The organism is Actinoallomurus sp. CA-150999 (assembly GCF_050942425.1).
GTDB lineage: Bacteria > Actinomycetota > Actinomycetes > Streptosporangiales > Streptosporangiaceae > Actinoallomurus.
The window spans coordinates 5,883,769-5,904,594 of sequence record NZ_CP192063.1 but is presented as its reverse complement, the minus strand read 5'-3'; the positions used below and the strand labels follow the sequence as shown (position 1 = coordinate 5,904,594).

Genomic DNA, 20,826 nt, shown 5'->3' with positions numbered 1-20,826 from the left:
ATGATGACCAACGGGCGCTGCTTCCTCAATGCGGCGGGGCGTCAAGGAGCAACTGGTATGAGCAAGACCGAGGAGTTCGAGGAGCTGCGGCCGCTGCTGTTCTCGATCGCCTACCGGATCCTGGGCAGCGTGAGCGAGGCCGAGGACGCGGTCCAGGAGACGTGGCTGCGTTACGAGGCGTCCTCGACCCGACCCAGGTCGGCCAAGGCCTACCTCTCGGCCACGGTGACCCGGATCTCGATCGACGTGCTGCGCTCGGCCCGCGTCCGGCGGGAGGAGTACGTCGGGCCGTGGTTCCCCGAGCCGCTGCTCGCCGACCCTTATGAGGATCCGACACGGTCGGCGGAGCTGGCCGACTCGGTGTCGATGGCGGCCCTGCTGCTGCTCGAGCGGCTCAGCCCGCTCGAGCGGGCGGTCTTCGTGCTGCGGGAGGTGTTCGACTTCGGCTTTCCCGAGGTCGCGTCGGCGGTGGGGCGCTCGGAGGCGGCGTGCCGCCAGCTCGCGGTGCGGGCGCGGCGTCACATGGCCGAAGGCCGGCCCCGCTTCGAAGCGGACCGCAAGGAGCGGAAACAACTGGCGTCGCGGTTCTTCGACGCGCTCCGCGAAGGCGACGTCGCCGGCCTGCAGGACCTGCTCGCCGCCGACGTATCGATGGTCGGCGACGGCGGCGGCAAGGCCCCGCAGCTGGCCAGGGCAATCGTCGGTGCCGAGAACGTGGCCCGGCTGCTCGCCTCCGTCTTCCCCCGGCTGGCCCGGATCGACGTCACGTACGAGCCGCACGAGGTCAACGGCCAGCCGGGCGCGATCTTCCGCGACCGGGACGGCAAGGTCCTTCACACCCTGGCGCTCGACGTACTCGACGGGCAGATCCAGGCGATCCGCCTGGTGCTCAACCCCGACAAGCTCGGGCACGTGGGCCCGGTGGCGGACGCCTGGGCGGTCGACCGCGAAGTAAGACGGGCACGTCGGCCCACGGAGTGACGGGCCGAGCAGTGACGCTCAGCGCCGTCGACCGGGCCGCATCCCGCGGACGCTGTCCGAGGACCCTTCCGGCCGGGCGACCTTCGTGTCAGGCCGGACCGAAGTCGGCGGCGTAAAGGGCGGCGGCCTCGGCCGCCTTGCGGGCCAGTGCCCTGCGGAGCTCGAGCGGCGCGAGGACCTCGGCGTCGGTGCCGAACCCCAGAAGCACCTCCGCCGCACGCAGGGAGGGGAAGCGCAGGTCGACGGGCACGCGTTCGGGTTGGAGTTCGGTGTCGGGCAGGAGGTCGACGGGCGGGGGTCCGGCCAGGTCGGCCTGGTGGATGCGCAGGAATTTGCCGAGCATCTCCCGCCGGACGCTGACCGTGACGAGTAGCGGTACGGGGATGTCGTCGATGTGGCGACGCAGGCCGTCCCAGACGTCGGCCAGTTCCAGGCCGTCGCGGCGGCGGACGGGCTCGTCCAGTACGGCGGCGGACTGGGCACGGTCGGCGCGGAAGAGCCGGGGTTCGCCGCGGTGGTCGGCGACCAGGTACCAGGTGCCGGCCTTGTTGACCAGCCCGTAGGGGTCGAGGGTGTAGGAGCGGACGCGGTTGTCGCGGCCGTGCCGGTAGCGCAGCCGCAGCCGCCGGTCGTTGAAGACCGCCTGCTGGAGCACGGCGAGATCGACAGCGGCGGAGCGTGCGGGGCCGCCGCGCCAGCGCACCGGGTCGATGAGGATCCGGCGGCTGGCCAGGTCGGCGTCGGGCCGGTGCGGGGCGGGCAGCGCGGCCATCAGCTTGCGCAGGGCGGAGCCGAGAGCCGGGCCCAGACCCAGCTCGGTGTGGGCGCGGTCGGACAGCAGCACGAACAGCGCGCGGGACTCGTCGGTGGTCAGCCCGGTGACGTTGGTGCGGTAGCCGGGCAGCAGCGCGATGCCGCCGTGCGGGCCGCGCACGGTGTAGACCGGCACCCCGGCCGCCGACAGCGCCTCCACATCGCGCATCACCGTACGGACCGACACTTCCAGGCGATCGGCCAGCTCGCCCGCCGGCAGCTGCCCATGGGTCTGCAGCAGCAGCATGATCGACAGCAGACGCTCGGCTCTCATGCCTCCCAAAATTACCCCTGTATATGACGCTCCCTGACATATACCTCGGTGACGCTGCAGGTAGACGGGCCGCCCGCAGGGGGCGCTCCGCAGGTCCCCGGCCGTACAGGGGACAAAACACGAGAGGAACCATGCTGTGACTGGAACGAACGGGCTCGCCCAGAAGGTCGCCGAGGACTTCGTCCGCGCGTGGACCAGCAAGGACGTCGACAAGGCCCTGAGCCTCCTCGCGGAGGACGTCGTGTGCGAGGCGCCGACCGGCACGTTCGAGGGGGTGGAGGGCTACCGCGGGTTCCTCGAGCCGTTCGTGACCTCGCTCATCAGCGCCACCGTCATCGACGTCCTGGCGAATGACACCCACGCGGCGACGGTGTACACCACCGACACCCCTTTCCTGAAGGACTTCCGCGGCATCGACCACATCACCGTCGAGAACGGCAAGATCACGCACGTGACCAGCGTCTTCGACCTGCTCCCGATGCACCAGGCCAAAGGCAAGATCCAGCCCTGACCCGGCCGTCCACCAGCGGGCCCGTATCGAGCACCGGCCTCCGGCCTGGCTCCGGGCCCGCTCGGCCTCATCGCGCCGGGTCCACTGCTGAGGTGACGACCCGAGCCGTGCTCATGTGATGACGATCCGGCTGGTGGTCGCGTCGCTGACCGGGGCACCCCGTCTGACATGGCCGCCTGATCCGCACCGGCGAATCGGCGGATGGCCCGGACGGCGCGTTCGGCGGCGGGGTTCAGGGGGCGGGGTTCGTGTAGCCGTGGGTGAAGGCGTAGCGGGTGGCTTGGGCGCGGTCGCGGGAGCCGGTTTTGGCGAAGATGCGGTTCACGTGCGTCTTGACCGTTCCCTCGCTGACGAAGAGGGTCCGGGCGATCTCGCGGTTGGACTGGCCTGCCGCGATGAGACGGAGGACCTCGGCCTCACGGGGGGTGAGATCTCCCTCGTCCGGGGTTGCGAGTGGGGTCGAGGGGGCGGGTGCGCGGGTTGCGGCTGACAGGAGGCGCTTCTGGACTCCGGGGTCGAGGATCGCCTGACCGGCCGCGGCGGCCAGCACGGCTCGGCCGATTTCGGCCCTCGTCGCGTCCTTGGTCAGGTAGCCGAGGGCTCCGGCCTGGAGGGCGCCGATGATGGATTCGTCGTCGGCGTAGGTGGTGAGGACGACGACGCGGGTGCCCGGATGGTCGGCGGTGATGCGGCGCGTCGCGGCCACGCCGTCGCAGCCGGGCATGTTCAGATCCATGAGCACGACCTGCGGGCTCACCGCCGCGACAAGGTCCACCGCGGCGTCGCCGTCCGCCGCCTGACCCGCCACAACGATGCCGGGCAGCGTACTGAGCAGCGCCGCCAGGCCCTCGCGCACCGCGGACTGGTCGTCGGCGACGATGACGCTGACCGCATCACCGGAATTCTCAGGGCTCATGCCGGAATCCTCAGGCATACCTGCCACTCCCCCTCGGCCGGCCCCGCCGTTAGCGTGCCCCCGCCCAGCGCGGCACGTTCCCGCAGCCCGGTGAGCCCGTATCCGGCGCCCGTGGCCGCGATCGGCCCGGCACCGGTCTCTGCCGGGAGCGGGTTGACGATCCGGACCACGACCTCCATCGGAGCGAACTCGAGGGAACATCCGACCGGCTGCCCTGGTGCGTGCTTGCGTGCGTTGGTCAGCGCCTCCTGCATGGTCCGGTAGGCGGCCAGGCCGACCTCCGCGGTGACCGGGCGCGGCGGCCCGGTGACAGTGAAGTCGACGGGTGCGTCACCATCGGCCTGGTACTCCTCGGCCAACGCCGAAAGCTGGTCCGGCAGCGGCGCGTCGTCACCGCGCAGCGCCAGGATCGCCCGGCGCGCGTCCGCCAGTCCTTCTCTGGTGAAGACACCGGCGCGGCCGATGCACTCGATCGCCTTGGCGAGCTCGGGAGGTCCGGGCGGCAGAGCGCCCAGCAGTCCCTCGGCCGCCTGCAGGTTCACCGACACCGCCGCGAGCGAGTGGGCGAGTACGTCATGGATCTCCCTGGCGATCCTTGCCCGTTCGGCGAGCGCGGCGGCGTGGGTCTCGGCCTCGTGTGCGCGGCGGGCCTCGGCGAGCGTTTGCTCGGCCTGTACGGCCCTGAGCAGGTAGGCATGGCGGGTCAGGCCGAACGCCCACAGGCCGATGAACGTGAGCGGGTAGCCGAGCAGCGTCTCGGTCGGCGCCCGGGTCACCAGGCCCGCGACGAGGAACGCCGCCACGGTCTCCGCGGTGATGGCCAGCGACGCCTCGGTGCTCAGCGTGACGCCCGCGGCCGAGGTCACCACGCAGCCGACCGCGACGGCCGTACTGAGCGGAGACACCCCGGCGAGTACGCCACCGGCCGCTCCCAACACGGCCAGCGCCGCGACCGTCAGGCGCTCGCTGCGCCGGGCGAGCACCAACCAGCCGACGTAGCCGGCGGCGATGACGACCAGTGCGACGGCGAGAGCCTTGCCACTGCCGCCTGCTCCCAGACGCGGATGCGCGAGGGGGACCGTGAAGAGCACCACCACGAAGACGAGCGTCCGTACGACATTCAGCACCGGGGGCACGCTCGAGCCGGTGATGGCCGTAGGCCCCGCGCGCGCGGTGAGAGAGCGAAGCACGCAGTTAACGTATCCGCCCTGTCCGCCGGGGCATACGGACCTGTCCGGGCGATTGCGGATGACGCGCCGCAACCCCCCGAACAGACAACCGCCCCGGACGGCCCCCACGCCGCCGGGGCGCCGTCATGTCCAGGCCCTGCGGGCCGGTAAGGACCGAAGTCCTGGAATACGAGGGAAGTCCGCCTCTACGGTCCGGCGATGCGGCGCGCCTGGAATGAAAGTGGACGTCGAGTTCGACACTGAGCCGTCGGGCCGGTTGCCGCTTTCGGCTACGGCGATCCGGCCGGTGGTGGCGGTTGATCAAGTGACGACGAATCAGGAGGAATGATGCATGCTGATGCCGGCGACGCGCTGGTGGTGAAGGGCCGTCACGTCGGAGATGAGATCCGCGAGGGTGTGATCATCGAAGTGCACGGAAAGAACGGAGCGCCGCCTTACCTCGTGCGCTGGAGCGACGGCCATGAGAGCGTTTTCTTTCCCTCCGCCGACACGCTGATCGAGCACCACCCCGCCAAGCAGGGCGCGCAATAGTCAACGGCCTCGGCGGAAAGTCAGGGCGGTCCGGTCGCGGCGTCGGGACCGACGCGGCGCGGGTCACCCACTGACGTTCCCGAACCGGTGGCGTAAGGAACGGGGGAAAGCCATGCAGACCATGGCCGATCGACGCGTGCTCGGCGACGAGATCGCGGCGATCATCTTCGGGGTCGACGGAGTCGTCATCGACAGCGCCCGGGTCGCGGCCGCCGCCTGGAAGTCGGTGCTGGACCCGTTCCTGCGCTCCTACGCCGCGACGCGGGAGGCGGAGGTAAGGCCGTTCGAGGTCCGTGACGACTACCTGGAACATATGCACGGCAGACCACGGCTCGACGGCGTGCGCGACTTCCTCGCCTCCCGGGAGATCACACTGCCCTATGACGACCTGCGCGGGCTGGCGGGGCGTGCGGAAGAGCTGTTCCTCACCGAGGTTCGCCGTCATGGCATCGCTCCGTTCGCCTCGAGCGTCGACCTCGTTCGCGCGGTGCGCCGCCGCGGCCTGCGTACGGCCGCGGTCTCCGTCGACTGGTACGCCGCGGAGTTGCTCACCCGAGCGGGTGTCGCGGAGATGTTCGACGTGCGGCTGGACGGCCTGGAGGCCCCGGGGACGATGCTGCCCGACCATCCCGAATGCGGCCTTCTCCTGGAGGCGGCCCAGCGGCTGAGGACGTCACCGGCACGGACCGCTGTCGTCGAGCAGTCCCCGGCCGGCGTATCGGCCGCACGGTACGGCGCCTTCGCGCTGGTGGTGGGAGTCGATCGCATCGGCCGACCCGCGGTGCTCCGCGACCACGGCGCGGACGTGGTGATCAACGACCTGTCTCAGCTGTGGCTTCGCGCAGAGCCCGCCATGGCGGGGCGGCCCTGACCCGTACGAGTCGATCGCCGCTCGAGGACCTTCGTCTCTGTCAGGGGTCTGAGCACCCGTGGTCCAATGGACACCGGATGCCGCAGCGAACCGGCCGAAGGGCTACGTCTCCGGGCCCGAGGGGTCGCGGAGATATGCCGTCGGCCCTGGCCACGTGCAGGTTCGACCCTGAGGAGATCACGCCATGCCGCTGACGGATGAGGAGCTGCGCCGGATCGACGCGTACTGGCGAGCCGCGAACTACCTGTCTGTCGGGCAGATCTATCTACGGAGCAATCCCCTGCTCCGTGAACCGCTGACCCGCGATCACATCAAGCCCCGGCTGCTGGGCCACTGGGGCACGTCGCCGGGGCTGAACCTCTGCTACGTCCATCTGAACCGGGTGATCAAGGAACGCGACCTGAACCTGATGTACGTCATCGGGCCCGGCCACGGGGGTCCGGCGGCGGTCGCGAACGCCTGGCTCGAGGGCACCTATAGCGAGGTCTACCCGCCGGTGTCGCGCGACGCGGCGGGCATGGCCCGGCTGTTCCGGCAGTTCTCCTTCCCCGGCGGCGTGCCCAGCCACGTCGCGCCCGAGACCCCCGGCTCGATCCATGAGGGCGGCGAGCTGGGCTACTCCCTCGCCCACGCCTACGGTGCGGCGTTCGACAACCCGGACCTGGTCGTCGCCTGCATCGTCGGCGACGGCGAGGCGGAGACCGGGCCGCTGGCGGCCGGCTGGCATTCCAACAAGTTCCTGGACCCGGCGGCCGACGGCGCGGTCCTGCCGATCCTGCACCTGAACGGATACAAGATCGCGAACCCGACCGTGCTCGCCCGCATCCCGGAGCATGAGCTGGTGGCGCTGCTGGAGGGGTACGGCCATCGGCCGATCATTGTGAGCGGCGACGAGCCGGCGGACGTGCACCGGAAACTGGCGGATGCCCTGGACGACGCCTTGGACGACGTCGCCCGCATCCAGGAGGCGGCACGCGTGACCGGGACCACGGACCGCCCCCGCTGGCCGATGATCGTGCTACGAACGCCGAAGGGCTGGACCGGCCCGCGCGAGGTCGACGGGGTGCCCGTCGAGGGCACCTGGCGCGCCCACCAGGTCCCGCTCGCCCGGGTACGGGAGAACCCGGAGCACCTCGCCGCGTTGGAGGCGTGGCTGCGTTCGTACCGTCCCGAGGAGCTGTTCGACGAGAACGGCAGGCCGGTCCCGGAGCTGCTGGCGCTGCCGCCCGAGGGCGAGCGGCGGATGAGCGCCACCCCGCACGCCAACGGCGGTCTGCTGCTGCACGACCTGGCGTTGCGCGACTTCCGCGCGTACGCGGTGCCGGTCGACAAGCCGGGCACGACGTTCAGCGAGGCGACCCGCGTGCTGGGCGGCTTCCTGCGGGACGTCGTCGCCGACAACCCCGACATCTTCCGGATCATGGGGCCCGACGAGACCGCCTCGAACCGGCTGTCGGCCGTCTTCGAGGCCACCGACCGGGTCTGGCGGGCCGAGCGGCTGCCGACCGACGAGCACCTGGCCCCGCACGGCCGGGTCATGGAGGTGCTGAGCGAGCACCTGTGCCAGGGCTGGCTCGAGGGGTACCTGCTCACCGGACGGCACGGGCTGTTCAACAGCTACGAGGCGTTCGTCCACATCGTCGACTCGATGTTCAACCAGCACGCCAAGTGGCTGTACGTCACCCGCCGCCTGCCGTGGCGGCAGCCGATCGCGTCGCTGAACTACCTGCTCAGCTCCCACGTATGGCGTCAGGACCACAACGGCTTCACCCATCAGGACCCGGGCTTCCTCGACGTCGTGGTGAACAAGAAGTCCGAGATCATCCGGGTCTATCTGCCGCCGGACGCCAACACGCTGCTGTCCGTGGCCGACCATTGCCTGCGCTCCCGCGACTACGTCAACGTGATCGTGGCCGGCAAGCAACCCGCGCTCACCTGGCTGTCGATGGACGAGGCGGTCCTGCACTGCACGCGCGGCATCGGCATCTGGGAGTGGGCGAGCACCGACGCGGGCGCCGACCCCGACGTCGTCCTGGCCTGCGCCGGTGACATCCCGACCCTGGAGACCCTCGCAGCCGCCGATCTGCTCCGCCAGTACTTCCCCGACCTGCGGGTCCGCGTCGTCAACGTCGTCGACCTGATGCGGCTGGAGCCCGACACCGAGCACCCGCACGGGCTGTCCGACGCGGAGTACGACGCGCTGTTCACCACCGACAAACCGGTGATCTTCGCCTTCCACGGCTACCCGTACCTCATCCACCGGCTCACCTACCGGCGGCACGGCCACGATAACCTGCACGTCCGCGGCTACCAGGAGGAGGGCACCACCACCACGCCGTTCGACATGGTGATGATGAACGACCTCGACCGGTTCCACCTCGTCATGGACGTCATCGACCGGCTGCCGCAGCTGGGCGGCCGGGCCGCGCACGTACGCCAGCAGATGACCGACCGCCGCATTCGCGCCCGCGCCTGCACCCGTGAGCACGGCGAGGACATGCCGGACGTGGCGAACTGGGTGTGGCCGCACGGCCGGGGGATGTGAGCGCCGTGACCACCGTACTCGTGGTCAACGCCGGCTCCAGCAGCCTGAAACTGACGCTGCTCGGCGCGGACGACACCGTACTGGCCGAGCCCGAAAGCCTCGAGGACGTACGGGGGCTGCCCGCCCCGGACGCGATCGGGCACCGCATCGTCCATGGCGGCCGGGACTTCACCGGCCCGGTGCTGATCGACGACGACGTCGAACGCCGGCTGCGGGACCTCGTCGACCTGGCACCCCTGCACCAGCCGAAGTCGATCGACGGCATCGACGCCGTACGGTCGGTGCTGCCCGGCGTTCCGGAGGTCGCCTGCTTCGACACCGCCTTCCACGCCGGGCTTTCGCCCGCCGCCGCGACGTACGCCCTGCCGGCGGAATGGCGGGAGAAGTACGGCCTTCGCCGGTACGGGTTCCACGGGCTGTCCCACGCGTACGCGACCCGGAGGGTGGGCGAGCTCGTCGGCGCCGATCCGGCCGCGCTGCGCATCGTCGTCTGTCACCTGGGGGCCGGCGCGTCGCTGTGCGCGGTGGCCCAGGGCCGTTCGGTGGACACGACCATGGGGTTCACGCCGCTGGAAGGACTGGTCATGGCCACCCGCTCCGGCAGCGTCGACCCGGGCATGCTGCTGTGGCTGCAGCAGCACGCCGACCTGTCCGCCGACGACCTCGCCCAGGCGCTCGAGCACGAGTCCGGGCTGCTGGCCCTCGCGGGCACGGCCGACATGCGACGGATCCTCGCCCGCGGGGACGCCGATGCCGTTCTCGCGGTGGAGGTCTACCTGCACCGGCTGCGCGCCCAGATCGCCGCGATGGCTTCCGCCCTGAACGGCCTGGACGTCCTGGTCTTCACCGGGGGTGTCGGGGAGCACGCGCCGCGGATCAGGCAAGGCTGCGCCGACGGGCTCGGTTTCCTCGGCGTCGCGCTCGACGAGGCCCGCAACGAGGCCGCCCGGTCCGACGCGGACATCGGCGCGGCCGACGCGCCCGTTCGCGTACTGGTCGTCACCGCGCGGGAGGACCTGGAGATAGCGGCCGCCACCCGTCGCGTGCTGCGAGCAGCGGCCCGGTGAACGCCGGCGCCACTCGATGCGGGCCTGTCCTGGGCGAGCACGGCCGCCGTGTTCACCGGGATCGCGATCAGGGCGGTGCGGATCCCGTCGGCTGATCGCCGGCTCTGGCCGGAAGAGTCGTGGTGGCGGCCAGGACGACGAGGACGGGCATGACGAGCAGGCCGATGCGAAGGTCGGCGGCTTGGGCGAGCGCACCGGCGACGAGGGGGCCGGTGATCTGGCCGATGCCGGCGATCGTGAGGATCTGCCCGAGTGCCTGGTCGGCCGTTCGGCCGCTGGCGGCGACGTGTAGTGAAGAGGCGAGCGGGAAGGTGCCGCCGATCCCGATACCGGTCACGGCGAGCCCGATCGTCGCCAGCGCTGGACTGCCGGTGGCCAGCAGGATCGGACAGCCCGCGAGGGCGGTGGCGAGCGAGAGCCGGAGCACGGTCGTCGGCGGTAGCTTCCGGGCCAGTCGGCTGGTGAGTACGCGGCCGGCGAGGTTGGCGGCGTAGAGGGCGCTCACCAGGCCGGCTGCGGTGTCCTGTGCGATGCCGATGTCGTCGTGCAGGTAGCTGGCGGCCCAGAAACTGAGGGTGAACTCCAGGCCTACCACCGCGAAGATCGTGGTGAGGGTGCGTCGGTGTGTGTGTCGATGCTCACCCGCGTGTCCGGCGGCGTGGGGTTCCGTGGTGTCGGTGGTGTGCCGTTGAGCCGAGTCGGGTAGGCGCGTCGCGGCCACGCTGACCGTCGCGGCGGCGATGAGGGCGAAGGCGATCACGAAGGAGAACCGCCAGCCGAGCGCCGTGGCGGCGCAGATGCTGACCACCGCCGGTGTGACGATGCCGGCGAGGCTGACGGCGACTTCCCCTTCGGTCATCGCCACGGCACGGTGGCGGTGGTGTAGATCGGCGAGAAGCGCCCAGACCCGGATGAGCGCTGCGGTGGCGAAGACGCTGATCAGCAGGGCAGCAGTCATGGTCAGGAAGAACGTCCGGCCGTAGCCGAGCAACAGACCGGCCACGGCGGCGCCGCTCAGCCCGACAATGATCACGCGTCGTCGCGGCGCGTTGGACCGGCTGGCCTGAATACCGGCCGTCATACCGCCGACCGCGAAGGCGACCTGGTGCAGCGCACCGACAAGGTAGGAGGTGTGCTCGATCCGTCGCAGATACGGCAGGACCGGTCCGAGCGCCGCGTTGAGGATGCCGAAGGCGAACAGGGCGGCGAACGCCACCCAGGTCGCCGTGTCACGGTGGTAGGCCACCTGCACGCACTTGGCGGCGAGGGCTCCAGATCGGCGTCGGTTCACGTCGCCACCGGCCCGCGGGTCGCCCACCGCGCGAGCATCTCGGCGTCGAGAACGCTGTCGAACACCGACAGGCCGACGCCGATGAGCGGCGCGTCTTCGCCCGAGCGGGCCGCGACGAAACCGGGAGGTCGGTCCCGATGCACGTCCATGAGACCGAGGTGGAGAGCGCGCTCGAAACCGGCGGATTCCGCGTCCCGCAACTGTGCCGCCAGACCGCCGAGGGTGACGAGATTCGGATCGAGCGCGTTGACCAGCCCGGCGATCCCGCGCCCGAGGTCGGCCGCCAGTGCGGTGCGCGTCCGATGGGCGTCGGGTGATGGGTCCGGGTCGGTGTACAGGCGGTGCAGCCACGCGCGGGGATCCGGCTGAGCGCGGAGACCGGCACGGCGGGCGACCGCCGGCGCGTCAAAGGCGACGGTCCAGCAACCGCGCGCGCCGCACGGGCAACGGTCGTCGGGATCGCCGAACGGGAGGTGCCCGAACTCGCCATGCAGACCGTGCGCGCTGGGTGCGGGTCTGCCGTCCACAACGAAGGCGCCGCCGACACCGACCTCGACGACGACGTGCAGCAGGGTGTGCGGGCGCGGCGTGTGCAGGCGGGCCTCGGCCACCGCCGCCATGGTCGCGTCGTTGCCGACGATGACCGGGACGTCCGGATTGGGGGCGACGCGACCGACGTCCAGGTCGTGCCAGCCGAGCATGGTGGCGTGCACGAGCCGGCTGTCGGCGGTAGGGCCCGGGACGGCCACGCCGATCCCGGCGACACGGTCGTCAAGGGTCTGTATCAGGTCGCCGACCCGCGCACGAAGCTGCGAGAGAAGTCTCCCCGGAGACGTGCCGTCGTGCCGACCGGTCGCCACGACCCCCACCACCCCATCGAGGTCGCACGTCCCGATCCGCCAGTCACCGTGCCGTATGTCCACGACGACGGCGACCGGTCCGGACGGGTGGGCGTGCACGGTGGTCGTCGGCCGTCCGCGTCGATTGGACGTCGCCCGACGCTCGCAGATCAACTCGGCGCTCGACAGCCGCTTGACGAGGTCCGACATCGGGCCGCTGTCCAACCCGAGATCGCGGCCCAACTGCGGCCGGGTGACCCGCGCCTCGCGCCGAAGCACCGCGAGCGCCTCGGCCGCCGAACGCCAGTGTCGTGCCTGACCCGATGTCATGGCGACCAATATACTCGCGCAGCGAGTTTAAGTGGGTATCGTTGACGTCATGGAGACGATGGCGGTCTACGACCGGCGACGCGTGCGGCACAGCGCCGCGAGGCGGTACGTACGACGCGAGCCGGGCCTACCGCCGCCGTTCGCTCCCGTGCTGCTCGACGCGAGACAGAGGTCGACGCGATGACGACGCTGCCCTGCGCGGGCCTGCTGTTCGACTGCGACGGCGTGCTCGTCGACTCCGACGCGAGCGTCCTACGGACCTGGACCCGGTGAGCGCGTGAGCTCGGGCACGGCCGGCGGGCGGCGGACACCGTCGCGCGGTTCGTCGAGCCGTCACGACACGTCGAGGCAGTGGCGTTGATCAACGCGCTCGAGGCGGAAGACGCCGAGACCGTCACCGCGATACCGGGCGCAGTGGAGCTGCTGGCGTCACTGCCCCGGGATCGGTGGGCGACCGTCACCTCGAGGCGACGGGACCTGGCGGTGGCGCGCCTGACAGCGGCCGGACTGCCGGTGCCGGACGTCCTCGTAACGGCCGAGGTCGTCACCGAAGGCAAGCCGCACCCGGAGGGCTACCTCGCCGCGGCACGACGGTGGCGGTCTCAGGCCACGCGCAGGCAGAAGGGATGTCCGGCGGGGCTGGCGTAGACGCGGCTGCCGGTGCGGGTTTCGGGGGTCGCCTCCTCCGTGGGCCGCAGTCGGGTGGCGCCGGCGTCGGTGGCGGTGCGGTCGGCGGTCGCGAGGTCCTCGACGCCGAAGTCGAGGTGCATCTGCTGGGAGGTGCCGTCGGGCCAGTTCGGGGCGAGGTGTCCAGGGGCGGACTGAACGACTACCACGGGCAGGCCGGGGGCCTGGATGAAGTGGTGGGTGGGCGTGCGGGTGATCGAACCGCCGAGCAGTCGGTGCCAGAAGGCACCCTCCGTCTCGATGTCGGCGGCGTCGATGATCACGGAAGTCAGGGTGATGGGCATGGTGGTGGTCCTGTTCTTCGTGCCGGTTGATGCTCAGACGGTCGGGAGGATGCCGCCGTCGACGCGGAACTGTGCTCCGGTGAGCCACTTCGCGCGACTGGAGGCGAGGAAGGCGATCATCTCGGCGACGTCCTCGGGGTCCCCGGGGCACCCCATGGGGACCTTCAGGTGGTCCACGATCTGCCGCGTGACCTCGTCCGTGGATACGCCTTGCTCCTCGGCCATGTGCCGGAGGTGGGCGGTGGCGCCGTCGGTGACGACGAAGCCGGGGAGAACGCAGAGCACGCGTACCCCGTGTTCGCCGACCTCGGTGGCCAGTTCGCGGCTGTAGGTGTTGAGCGCGGCCTTGGCGGCGGCGTAGGAGGCTTCGGTGCGCTGGGGCAGTTGGCTGGCGATCGAGGAGACGTGCACGACGACGCCGGAGCCCCGCTCGACCATTCCCGGCACCAGGGCCCGGTCCAGGCGGACGGTGCTCAGGAGGTTCATGTCCAGGTCGGCCTGCCAGGAAGCGTCCGACCGACTCAAGGTCGGCGCCGGGGCGCTCGCTGCGCCGGCGTTGTTCACGAGCACGTCCACGCCGCCCACGTGGTCGATGACGCGGCGGCCGAGTTCGGCCACACCCTCCTGCGTCGAGAGGTCCGCCGGCATGAATGTGGCGCCGCTGTCCTCCTCTGGCCGGCTGCGGGAGGCCGTCAGCACGGTCGCGCCCGCGGCGACGAATCGACGCACGGTCGCCGCGCCCAGGCCCCGGCTGCCTCCGGTGACCAGGACCCGCAGGCCGTCCAGACCCTCACCGATGATCGGCATGGGAAGTTCCTTCCATAAGATGAACCTGACTCCGGAAACGATACACATAAGCGGAACCGGACTCACCTTATGGAGGTCTCCTTGTCGGCATCCCGCCCACTGCGCGCCGACGCGCGCCGCAACCGCGAGGCGCTGCTGTCCGCGGCCCGCGAAGCGTTCCTTGCCGGTGACACCGACGCGCACGTGGAGGAAATCGCCCGCAGCGCCGGGGTCGCCGTCGGAACGCTCTACCGCCACTTCGAAACCCGCGAGGCGCTGATCGAAGAGGTCTACCGCAAAGAGGTAGACGACCTGTGCGCCTCGCCGGAGGACCTGCTGGACCAGCACAGCCCCGAGGAAGCCCTGGGCCGCTTCCTGCTCCTGCTCGTGGACCACGCCGCCGTGGGCAAGGGGATGTCCGTCGCGCTGGAGAGCATCATGGCGACCGACTCTCCGGTCTTCGGCGACGCCCGTACCCGCATGGGCGACGCCCTGACGCGGCTGCTCGACGCCGGCACTGCGGTCGGCACCGTCCGCGGTGACGTCACCGGCCCCACCCTGTTGCGGGCCCTGGGCGGCATCTGCGCCATGCGCGTGAGCGAGGGATGGCTCGACGAAGCCCGCCAGATCACCGGCCTCCTCCTCGACGGCCTGCGCCATGGTGCCCCGCGCGCGACCTGAGCCGAAGAATGCGCGGCGTGTTAGTCCTGCCCGTCGTCGTCCTCGTCCAGGTCCGGGGTGTCCGGGTCGCCTGGCATGAGCGTGAAGCTATCGGCGCCCAGAGCCGCTCCGCCGAACATCGCCGCCGAACCTGCCACCTGTGCTAGACGCCATGACCACCGGCTTAGCGTTAACCGCTGTACCGATGTTCCCCGATGCCGGGATAGCGATCGGCGAGCCATGCCGACCGGCGGTGGTGCCGAGACCCCCACCTGGCGAAGAAGATCACGCCGTACACCGTGACCAGACGCCGGTCATTCAACCTCTGGAGGAGCCCAGGTAGCGCAGGACGGCGAGGACGCGGCGGTTGTCGGCCTCGTCCGGAGGCAGCCCCAGCTTGTCCAAGATGCTCGCCACGTGCTTTTCCACGGTTCCGCCGGTCACCACGAGCGCGCCGGCGATGCCGGCGTTCGAACGCCCCTCCGCCATCAGCGCGAGCACGTGGCGCTCGCGCGCGGTGAGCGCCGCCAGGCCGTCGGTGCGGCGGCCGGCGCGCAGCAACTGGCCGACGACCTCGGGGTCGAGCGCCGTACCGCCCGCAGCGACGCGCTCCAGCGCGTCGGCGAACTCGGCCACGTCGGCCACCCGCTCCTTCAGCAGGTACCCGGCGCCGGCCGGGTTGGCTTCCAGCAGCAGGGCCGTGTATTTGGTCTCGATGTACTGCGACAGCACCAGCACCCCGATGCGGGGGTGCCGGCGGCGGATCTCGAGCGCGGCGCGCAACCCCTCGTCGGTGTGCGTCGGCGGCATCCGGATGTCGGCCACCACGACGTCGGGTCGATGCTCGGCCACCGCGGCCAGCAGCGCGCCGCCGTCGCCCACGGCGGCGCACACCTGGTGGCCGCGGTCTTCGATCAGCCGGGTGAGCCCCGCCCGGAACAGGGCTGCGTCCTCGGCGATCACGACCCGGCTACTCATGCGTGCAGCGGGAGCTCGACGGTGATCTTCGTTGGGCCGCCGGGCGGGCTCGCGATCGTGAGCCGGCCGTCCACCACGGCGACGCGCTGCGTGAGCCCGGACAGGCCGGTGCCCCGGGCCGGGTCGGCTCCGCCCGTGCCGTCGTCGGCGACGCTGAGCAGCAGCACGTCCCGCTGTCCGGCCAGCCGGATGGCGATCTTGTTCGCGTAGCTGTGCTTGGCGGCGTTGGCCAGCAGTTCGGCGGCGCAGAAGTACGCGATGGTCTCGATCGCGGGGGTGGGCCGGACCGGGATGCCGACCTCCAGCTCGACCGGGATCGCGCTGTCGGCGACCAACGAGGCGAGGGCGTCGGGCAGCCCGTTGTCGAGCACCGGCGGGTGGATCCCGCGGACCAGGTTGCGCAGTTCGCCCAGCGCGTCCTTGGCGCCTCGGAGCGCGGAGTCGACCAGTTCGCGGACAGCGGCGGCGTCCGGAACCTCGCCGCCGTCGCCGAGCTTCTCGCGGGCCATGCCGAGGTTCATGGCCAGCGTGGCCAGTCGGATCTGCGCGCCGTCGTGCAGGTTCCGTTCGAGGCGCCGCAGCAGGGCGGCGGAGTCGTCCACGGCCAGCGTGCGGCTCAGCTCCAGGTCGTGGACCCGCTGCGCCAGCCGCCCGGGCCCGAGCAGGCCGCGGATCAGCCAGGCGTCGGCGGACGTGACGGCCCTGGTCACCCACGGGGCGGCCAGCAGCATCGCCGCTCCCGCCGCGGCGGCGGCGAACGTGTCGGGGAGCGTCGTGACGCGGAACGTGCCCTGGTCGAACAGCCCGAGCGGCGTGTACACCGGCACCGGGCTCAGCCGGGCCCCCGGCGGGTGGTTGCGGAACGCCCCCCACAAGAGCGGGTAACTCAGATTGACCAGCCCGCCGATCCAGAAGAACACGGCGTACAACTCGATCAGGCCGACCGGCAGTTTGGCCAGCAGGTAGGCCATGACCCGCCAGCCGGCCCCGTCGCGAGGGCCCAGGCCGGGCCAGGTCCGCCGCACCGGCGGCGGCGCCTCGACTCGCACCCCGAGCAGCCCGGTCGCGAGCGTGCGCTGCAGCGAGCCGAGCCTGCGGGCCGCCCCCGTCGACACCAGCAGCACGAGCAGCAGTCCCACGCAGACACAGGCGATGGCCATGTCGGCCGGGGACGGGTCACCTCGCGCGCCTGAGCTCGCCAACCAGGTCATGTCCACCGCGAGAATGAAGAACGCCAGCGGGTTGACCACGGCGAACGGCAGCCCGGCGAGGCAGAACAACAGTTCGCGGCCCTCACGTCGGGTGAACGGCGCCACTACCGCCGCCTGGGCGACCGCCCACGGGCTCCTGACCCGCGCCTGGCCGCCCGCCGGCGGGTCCGCGGTCGGCGTGGTCATCGGAAGGCCCATGCCGTCATTCTCCATCCCCGCCCGGCCTTCTGCTCACGCGTCTCGCTGGGCCAGCAGCCATCCGCCGACCGTCATTGCGATCGCGGCGTACAGGCACAGCACGCCGAGCCCGGCCCACGCGGACAGGAAGTGCGGGCAGGACCCGACGTCCGTGCCGCAGGACACCGGCTTGGTCGTGCTCAGCGAGTTCTCCACGATCAGGATCGGCATGTACGACGCCACGCCGTGCGCGATGAAGCCGATGAACTGCGCGACCACGTATACGCCGGCCACCAGCACCCCGACCGCAGGGGCGCTGTGCCGGATGATCGCGCCCAGGCCCAGGCCGAGCAGCCCGATCAGGCAGAAGCCGGCCCCGGTCACCGCGACCGCCCGTAGCACGCCGGGCTGGCCCAGCGTGGGTGCCGCGACGCCGTGGCGCAGCGTGGCCCCCACGGCGAAGAACGCGACGAACGACGCGGCCTCCCCGACGATCAGGGTCACCGCCCCGAATACCGCCGCCTTCGCCGCCAGGACCAGGGGGCGTCGTGGGATGGCGGCCAGCGTGGCCTGGATTGTTCCCGAGGTGTATTCGCTGGTCATGGCCAGTACGCCGAGCACACCCGTCAGCAGCAGGCCGGGGACCACGCCGGCAAGCGCGTTGTTGGTCACGTCCCCGGAGGCGCTGCGGGTGTTCAGGCCCACCGCGACCCCGATCCCGACGGTCGCGACTGCCGTGAGGACCAGGGTCCACCAGGTCGAGCGCAGGCTGCGCAGCTTGATCCATTCCATCCGGGCCGCCTGCGCCAGCCCGTAACGGCCGCCCGTACCAGCGGTCGTGGTCATGACGTTGCCTCCTTCGCCGTACTCCCCCGGTACTCGACCGCTGCGCTGGTGAGCCGGAAGAACGCATCCTCCAGCGACTCCGACCCGGCCGACAGCTCAGCGACGGTCGTGTCCGCGAGCAGCCGCCCCCGGCCGATCACCACCAACCGCTCGGCGGTCAGCGCCATCTCGCTGATCAGATGGCTCGACACGAACACCGTGCGGCCCTGCGCGGCCAGCGACTTCATCAAGTTGCGGATCCAGCGGACCCCCTCGGGATCCAGCCCGTTCACCGGCTCGTCCAGCAGCAGCACCGCCGGATCGCCCAGCAGCGCCGCGGCGACCCCCAGACGCTGCCCCATCCCGAGGGAGAACTTCCCGGCCCGCCGCTCGGCCGCGCCGGCCAGGCCGACCATCTCGAGCACCTCGTCGACCCTGCCCCGCGGAATCGCGTTGCCGGCCGCCAGCGCGGCCAGGTGACTGCGGGCGCTACGGCCCGGGTGGAACGCCCTGGCCTCCAGCATCGCGCCGACCTCGCGCAGCGGCCAGCGCAGCTCGCGGTAGCGGCGGCCACCGACCCGCACCTGGCCGGCGTCGGGCCGGTCCAGCCCCAGGATCAGCCGCATCGTGGTGGACTTGCCCGACCCGTTGGGGCCGAGGAATCCGGTGACCGTGCCCGGCCGCACGTCGAAGCTGAGCGCGTCGACCGCGACCGTCGGTCCGTACCGCCTGGTGAGATCCCGCGCCTCGATCACCCGAACTCCTTCCGTTCGTTGGCGCCTACGGAAGATCACGCTAGCCACGGGGCCGCCCGGGCAGGACCCGGCTAACGGCCGTCTTCCGCCTGGGGGATTTCCCCCAGACAGGCCCACGCGTGCCGTTCGGCCTTGAGGGCGTGGCTGGGGGTCTGGACCTATGTCGGCTCGGATCGTTCCGGGTTCGGGACGAAGGCGGGTAGCGCGGCGAGGCTGTGGCGTACAGCCTCGCCGCCGTACTCGAACATCTGCTGCTCGTAGTCGCCGACCGCGCCGAGAAGGTCCTGGCGGTGCTCGACGGCCTCGATCAGGCAGCGGCGCAGCAGGTCGGCATCGCGCAGGGCGGTGTTCGCGCCGTTGCCGCCGGTCGGGGAGGTGGCGTGGATGGCGTCTCCGAGCAGCGTGACCGGACCGGGCGCCCAGCGCTCGCGAGGCTCGACCACCCGGATGGACAGCAGGGTGCTGTTGTCCGGGTCGGCCTGCTCGATGAGCGCCTGCAGGTCCGGATGCCAGCCCTCCATCCTGGACAGCGCGGCCTCCTGCGCGGTCGGGGCGCCGAGCGAGCCGTTCGGTGGCAGGAGCATGGCCCAGCGCACGTAGTCGCGGATATCGGGGAGGGTCACCTCGGGTGCCAGTTCCTCGGCCGCCTGCTTCGGCGGGGTACGGAAACGCATCGCTCCGAGCATCAGGCTCACCCCGTCCCCGGCGATCTTCGAGCCGAAGGCCGGCGCCAGGGTGGCAAAGCGCTCGGTCAGCGGCGTGCGGCCGATGACGAACCGGGCGCCGGTGTCGGTCGCGGTGGTCTGCGGCGAGAGCACCGCGCGGACGGCGGAGCCGACCCCGTCCGCCCCGACGAGCAGGTCGGCGGTGGCCGGCTCGCCGTTCGCGAACCGGGCTTCGACCTTGCCGTCGTCCAGCACGTCGTAGCCGGTCAGCGCGGCCCCGGTGTGCACGGTGAGTCCGGTCAGCAGCAGGTGCCGCAGCACGTGCCGGTCGATCACGATCCCGGTCCTACCGGGGCCGAGCTCGCCGACCCGGTTCAGCTGCGGGTCCAGGATCAGCTGCTCGGCATAGGCGTCACCGACGATCGCGTCCAGCAGCGGGTGCCAGCGCGGCGGCAGGCAGCCGCGCAGCGCCTCGAACCCCATCGGGCTCAGCACGAGCCGGTAGCCCTGGAACCGCGCGGTGATCGCCGGGTCCCGCTCGTACACCTCGGCCTCGATCCCGGCACCACGCAGGCCCTGCGCCAAGCACAGACCTCCCAGACCGGCTCCGACCACGGAAACTCGCATCACACACCCTCCTGAACGGACTTTCCGAACCTGCTCAGGTACCTGAGCCAGGCATACGCGAACCCACACAGAGGCGAACTTAGTTCTGCGTGAACGATCTAAGATCTACTCAACGAACTTAGTTCGTGTCAAGCTATAGTGGTCGGTATGCCCTCAGATCCCCGGCAACGCCGAGCAGCTCGCCACGCCCAGCCCGCTGGGGAGCCCGCAGCGACGCCACCACGCAAGAAGCCCATCACGGTCGACCGGATCACCGACGCCGCCCTGCAGGTCGTGGCCACCGAGGGCTACGACGCACTGACCATCCGCCGAGTCGCCGCGGTGCTCGGCACCGGGCCGTCGTCGCTGTACGCGCACATCGTCAGCAAAGAGGACATCGACGATCTGCTCGTCGGCCGACTCTGCTCCGAGGTCGTGCTGCCCGAACCGGACCCGGCCACGTGGCGCAAGCAGATCCTCGACGTGTACGCGCAGATCCGCGACCAGTACCTGAAATACCCCGGAGTCTCCCGTGCCGCGCTGGGCGTAGTCCCCACCAACCTCTCCACATTGCGGCTCAGGGAAGGGCTTCTGGCGATCCTGCGCGCCGCCGGAATCGAACCGCAGGACGCCGCCTGGGTGCTCGATGCTCTGTCCCTCTACGTCAGCGCCTATGCCTTGGAGCAGTCGCTGGTCCAGCAGCGGCGCAAACACCCGGACCAGGAATGGGTCCTTGGCCGCGAGGAGCTGATCCACCGGTTCACCGCGCTGCCGGCCGACACGTTTCCGCAGACCCGACGCTATGCCGCTGAGCTGACCTCCGGCACCGGACACGACCGGTTCGACTTCACCCTCGGCCTGATCATGGACAACCTCACCCAGCCCCGGCCGACACCGGCATCCGACACCGGATGAACACCGCACCCCGAGGCGAGTCTGTACCGGCGCGCGAGGCCGATCTCCCACGCCTCCTCCGGCTCGCAGGCGAAGCCCGCCATCAGCACACCACGGGCCATGTCCATGTCGATGACCG

The 20,826-nt window shown here is 71.1% G+C and carries 20 protein-coding genes and 1 pseudogene; 9 read left to right on the top strand and 12 right to left on the bottom strand.

What is annotated here, in order from left to right:
• Positions 1–57: 57 nt before the first annotated feature.
• Positions 58–981 carry an RNA polymerase sigma-70 factor gene (locus ACQP2O_RS27305; RefSeq protein WP_433190786.1) on the top strand — a complete coding sequence of 308 codons (924 nt, stop codon included), beginning with the start codon at positions 58–60 and terminating at the stop codon, positions 979–981.
• A gap of 88 nt (positions 982–1,069) precedes the next feature.
• Here ACQP2O_RS27305 and ACQP2O_RS27300 read toward each other — a convergent pair whose 3' ends face one another.
• Positions 1,070–2,068, bottom strand: a complete 999-nt coding sequence (locus ACQP2O_RS27300) for a helix-turn-helix transcriptional regulator (protein WP_433190784.1) — start codon at positions 2,066–2,068, stop codon at positions 1,070–1,072.
• 136 nt (positions 2,069–2,204) lie between these two features.
• Between ACQP2O_RS27300 and ACQP2O_RS27295 the strand changes: the two genes are divergently transcribed.
• A complete protein-coding gene (locus tag ACQP2O_RS27295; RefSeq protein WP_433190782.1) occupies positions 2,205–2,579 on the top strand; it encodes a nuclear transport factor 2 family protein in 375 nt (124 codons plus the stop codon).
• Between the two features lie 232 nt (positions 2,580–2,811).
• On the opposite strand, the gene ACQP2O_RS27290 is transcribed toward ACQP2O_RS27295, so the two are convergent.
• Positions 2,812–3,495 (bottom strand): response regulator, encoded by a 684-nt coding sequence (locus tag ACQP2O_RS27290; protein WP_433190780.1) that lies wholly within the window; start codon positions 3,493–3,495, stop codon positions 2,812–2,814.
• Positions 3,492–4,685: a sensor histidine kinase gene (locus ACQP2O_RS27285; RefSeq protein ID WP_433190778.1), complete on the bottom strand. Its 1,194-nt coding sequence runs from the start codon at positions 4,683–4,685 to the stop codon at positions 3,492–3,494. The genes ACQP2O_RS27290 and ACQP2O_RS27285 overlap by 4 nt, the downstream gene beginning before the upstream one ends.
• A gap of 327 nt (positions 4,686–5,012) precedes the next feature.
• Here ACQP2O_RS27285 and ACQP2O_RS27280 point away from each other — a divergent pair, with 327 nt between their 5' ends.
• From ACQP2O_RS27280 to ACQP2O_RS27265, 4 genes are all read left to right on the top strand, one after another.
• Positions 5,013–5,216 (top strand): DUF1918 domain-containing protein, encoded by a 204-nt coding sequence (locus ACQP2O_RS27280; protein WP_433190776.1) that lies wholly within the window; start codon positions 5,013–5,015, stop codon positions 5,214–5,216.
• 121 nt (positions 5,217–5,337) lie between these two features.
• Positions 5,338–6,087 carry an HAD family hydrolase gene (locus ACQP2O_RS27275; protein ID WP_433190774.1) on the top strand — a complete coding sequence of 250 codons (750 nt, stop codon included), beginning with the start codon at positions 5,338–5,340 and terminating at the stop codon, positions 6,085–6,087.
• A 184-nt stretch (positions 6,088–6,271) separates the two neighbouring features.
• Positions 6,272–8,632, top strand: coding sequence for a phosphoketolase family protein (locus ACQP2O_RS27270; RefSeq protein ID WP_433190773.1), 2,361 nt, complete (start codon positions 6,272–6,274; stop codon positions 8,630–8,632).
• A gap of 5 nt (positions 8,633–8,637) precedes the next feature.
• Entirely contained in the window at positions 8,638–9,699 is a 1,062-nt protein-coding gene (locus ACQP2O_RS27265; RefSeq protein WP_433190771.1) for an acetate/propionate family kinase, read from the top strand.
• A 67-nt stretch (positions 9,700–9,766) separates the two neighbouring features.
• Here ACQP2O_RS27265 and ACQP2O_RS27260 read toward each other — a convergent pair whose 3' ends face one another.
• Both ACQP2O_RS27260 and ACQP2O_RS27255 read right to left on the bottom strand, forming a co-directional pair.
• Positions 9,767–10,990: an MFS transporter gene (locus tag ACQP2O_RS27260; protein WP_433190769.1), complete on the bottom strand. Its 1,224-nt coding sequence runs from the start codon at positions 10,988–10,990 to the stop codon at positions 9,767–9,769.
• Positions 10,987–12,159, bottom strand: a complete 1,173-nt coding sequence (locus ACQP2O_RS27255; RefSeq protein WP_433190767.1) for an ROK family protein — start codon at positions 12,157–12,159, stop codon at positions 10,987–10,989. The genes ACQP2O_RS27260 and ACQP2O_RS27255 overlap by 4 nt, the downstream gene beginning before the upstream one ends.
• 351 nt (positions 12,160–12,510) lie before the next feature.
• On the opposite strand from ACQP2O_RS27255, the gene ACQP2O_RS27250 reads away from it, so the two are divergent.
• Complete coding sequence (locus ACQP2O_RS27250; RefSeq protein ID WP_433190765.1) at positions 12,511–12,807, top strand: HAD family hydrolase; 297 nt, start codon at positions 12,511–12,513, stop codon at positions 12,805–12,807.
• Here the strand turns inward: ACQP2O_RS27250 and ACQP2O_RS27245 are convergent.
• Complete coding sequence (locus ACQP2O_RS27245) at positions 12,762–13,130, bottom strand: VOC family protein (RefSeq protein ID WP_433190763.1); 369 nt, start codon at positions 13,128–13,130, stop codon at positions 12,762–12,764. The two genes, ACQP2O_RS27250 and ACQP2O_RS27245, sit on opposite strands and share 46 nt — an antisense overlap.
• Before the next feature lie 33 nt (positions 13,131–13,163).
• Positions 13,164–13,937 (bottom strand): oxidoreductase, encoded by a 774-nt coding sequence (locus ACQP2O_RS27240; protein ID WP_433190762.1) that lies wholly within the window; start codon positions 13,935–13,937, stop codon positions 13,164–13,166.
• Between the two features lie 81 nt (positions 13,938–14,018).
• Between ACQP2O_RS27240 and ACQP2O_RS27235 the strand changes: the two genes are divergently transcribed.
• The gene (locus ACQP2O_RS27235; protein WP_433190760.1) at positions 14,019–14,597 is read left to right on the top strand and encodes a TetR/AcrR family transcriptional regulator; all 579 of its coding nucleotides are present in this window, start codon (positions 14,019–14,021) and stop codon (positions 14,595–14,597) included.
• Positions 14,598–14,894: 297 nt separating this feature from the next.
• Here the strand turns inward: ACQP2O_RS27235 and ACQP2O_RS27230 are convergent, their stop codons facing one another.
• The 5 genes and pseudogenes from ACQP2O_RS27230 to ACQP2O_RS27210 all read right to left on the bottom strand — a co-directional run bounded on the left by ACQP2O_RS27230 (position 14,895) and on the right by ACQP2O_RS27210 (position 19,814).
• Complete coding sequence (locus ACQP2O_RS27230) at positions 14,895–15,554, bottom strand: response regulator (protein ID WP_433190758.1); 660 nt, start codon at positions 15,552–15,554, stop codon at positions 14,895–14,897.
• A complete protein-coding gene (locus tag ACQP2O_RS27225) occupies positions 15,551–16,963 on the bottom strand; it encodes a sensor histidine kinase (RefSeq protein WP_433190756.1) in 1,413 nt (470 codons plus the stop codon). Before ACQP2O_RS27225 ends, ACQP2O_RS27230 begins: the two co-directional genes overlap by 4 nt.
• Positions 16,964–16,996: 33 nt before the next feature.
• Positions 16,997–17,788 (bottom strand): hypothetical protein, encoded by a 792-nt coding sequence (locus ACQP2O_RS27220; protein ID WP_433190754.1) that lies wholly within the window; start codon positions 17,786–17,788, stop codon positions 16,997–16,999.
• Between the two features lie 80 nt (positions 17,789–17,868).
• Positions 17,869–18,522, bottom strand: a pseudogene (locus ACQP2O_RS27215) (ABC transporter ATP-binding protein); the annotation flags it as partial.
• Positions 18,523–18,680: 158 nt separating this feature from the next.
• A complete protein-coding gene (locus ACQP2O_RS27210) occupies positions 18,681–19,814 on the bottom strand; it encodes an FAD-dependent oxidoreductase (protein ID WP_433190752.1) in 1,134 nt (377 codons plus the stop codon).
• 147 nt (positions 19,815–19,961) lie between these two features.
• Between ACQP2O_RS27210 and ACQP2O_RS27205 the strand changes: the two genes are divergently transcribed.
• A complete protein-coding gene (locus tag ACQP2O_RS27205; RefSeq protein ID WP_433190751.1) occupies positions 19,962–20,708 on the top strand; it encodes a TetR/AcrR family transcriptional regulator in 747 nt (248 codons plus the stop codon).
• Positions 20,709–20,826 lie beyond the last annotated feature (118 nt).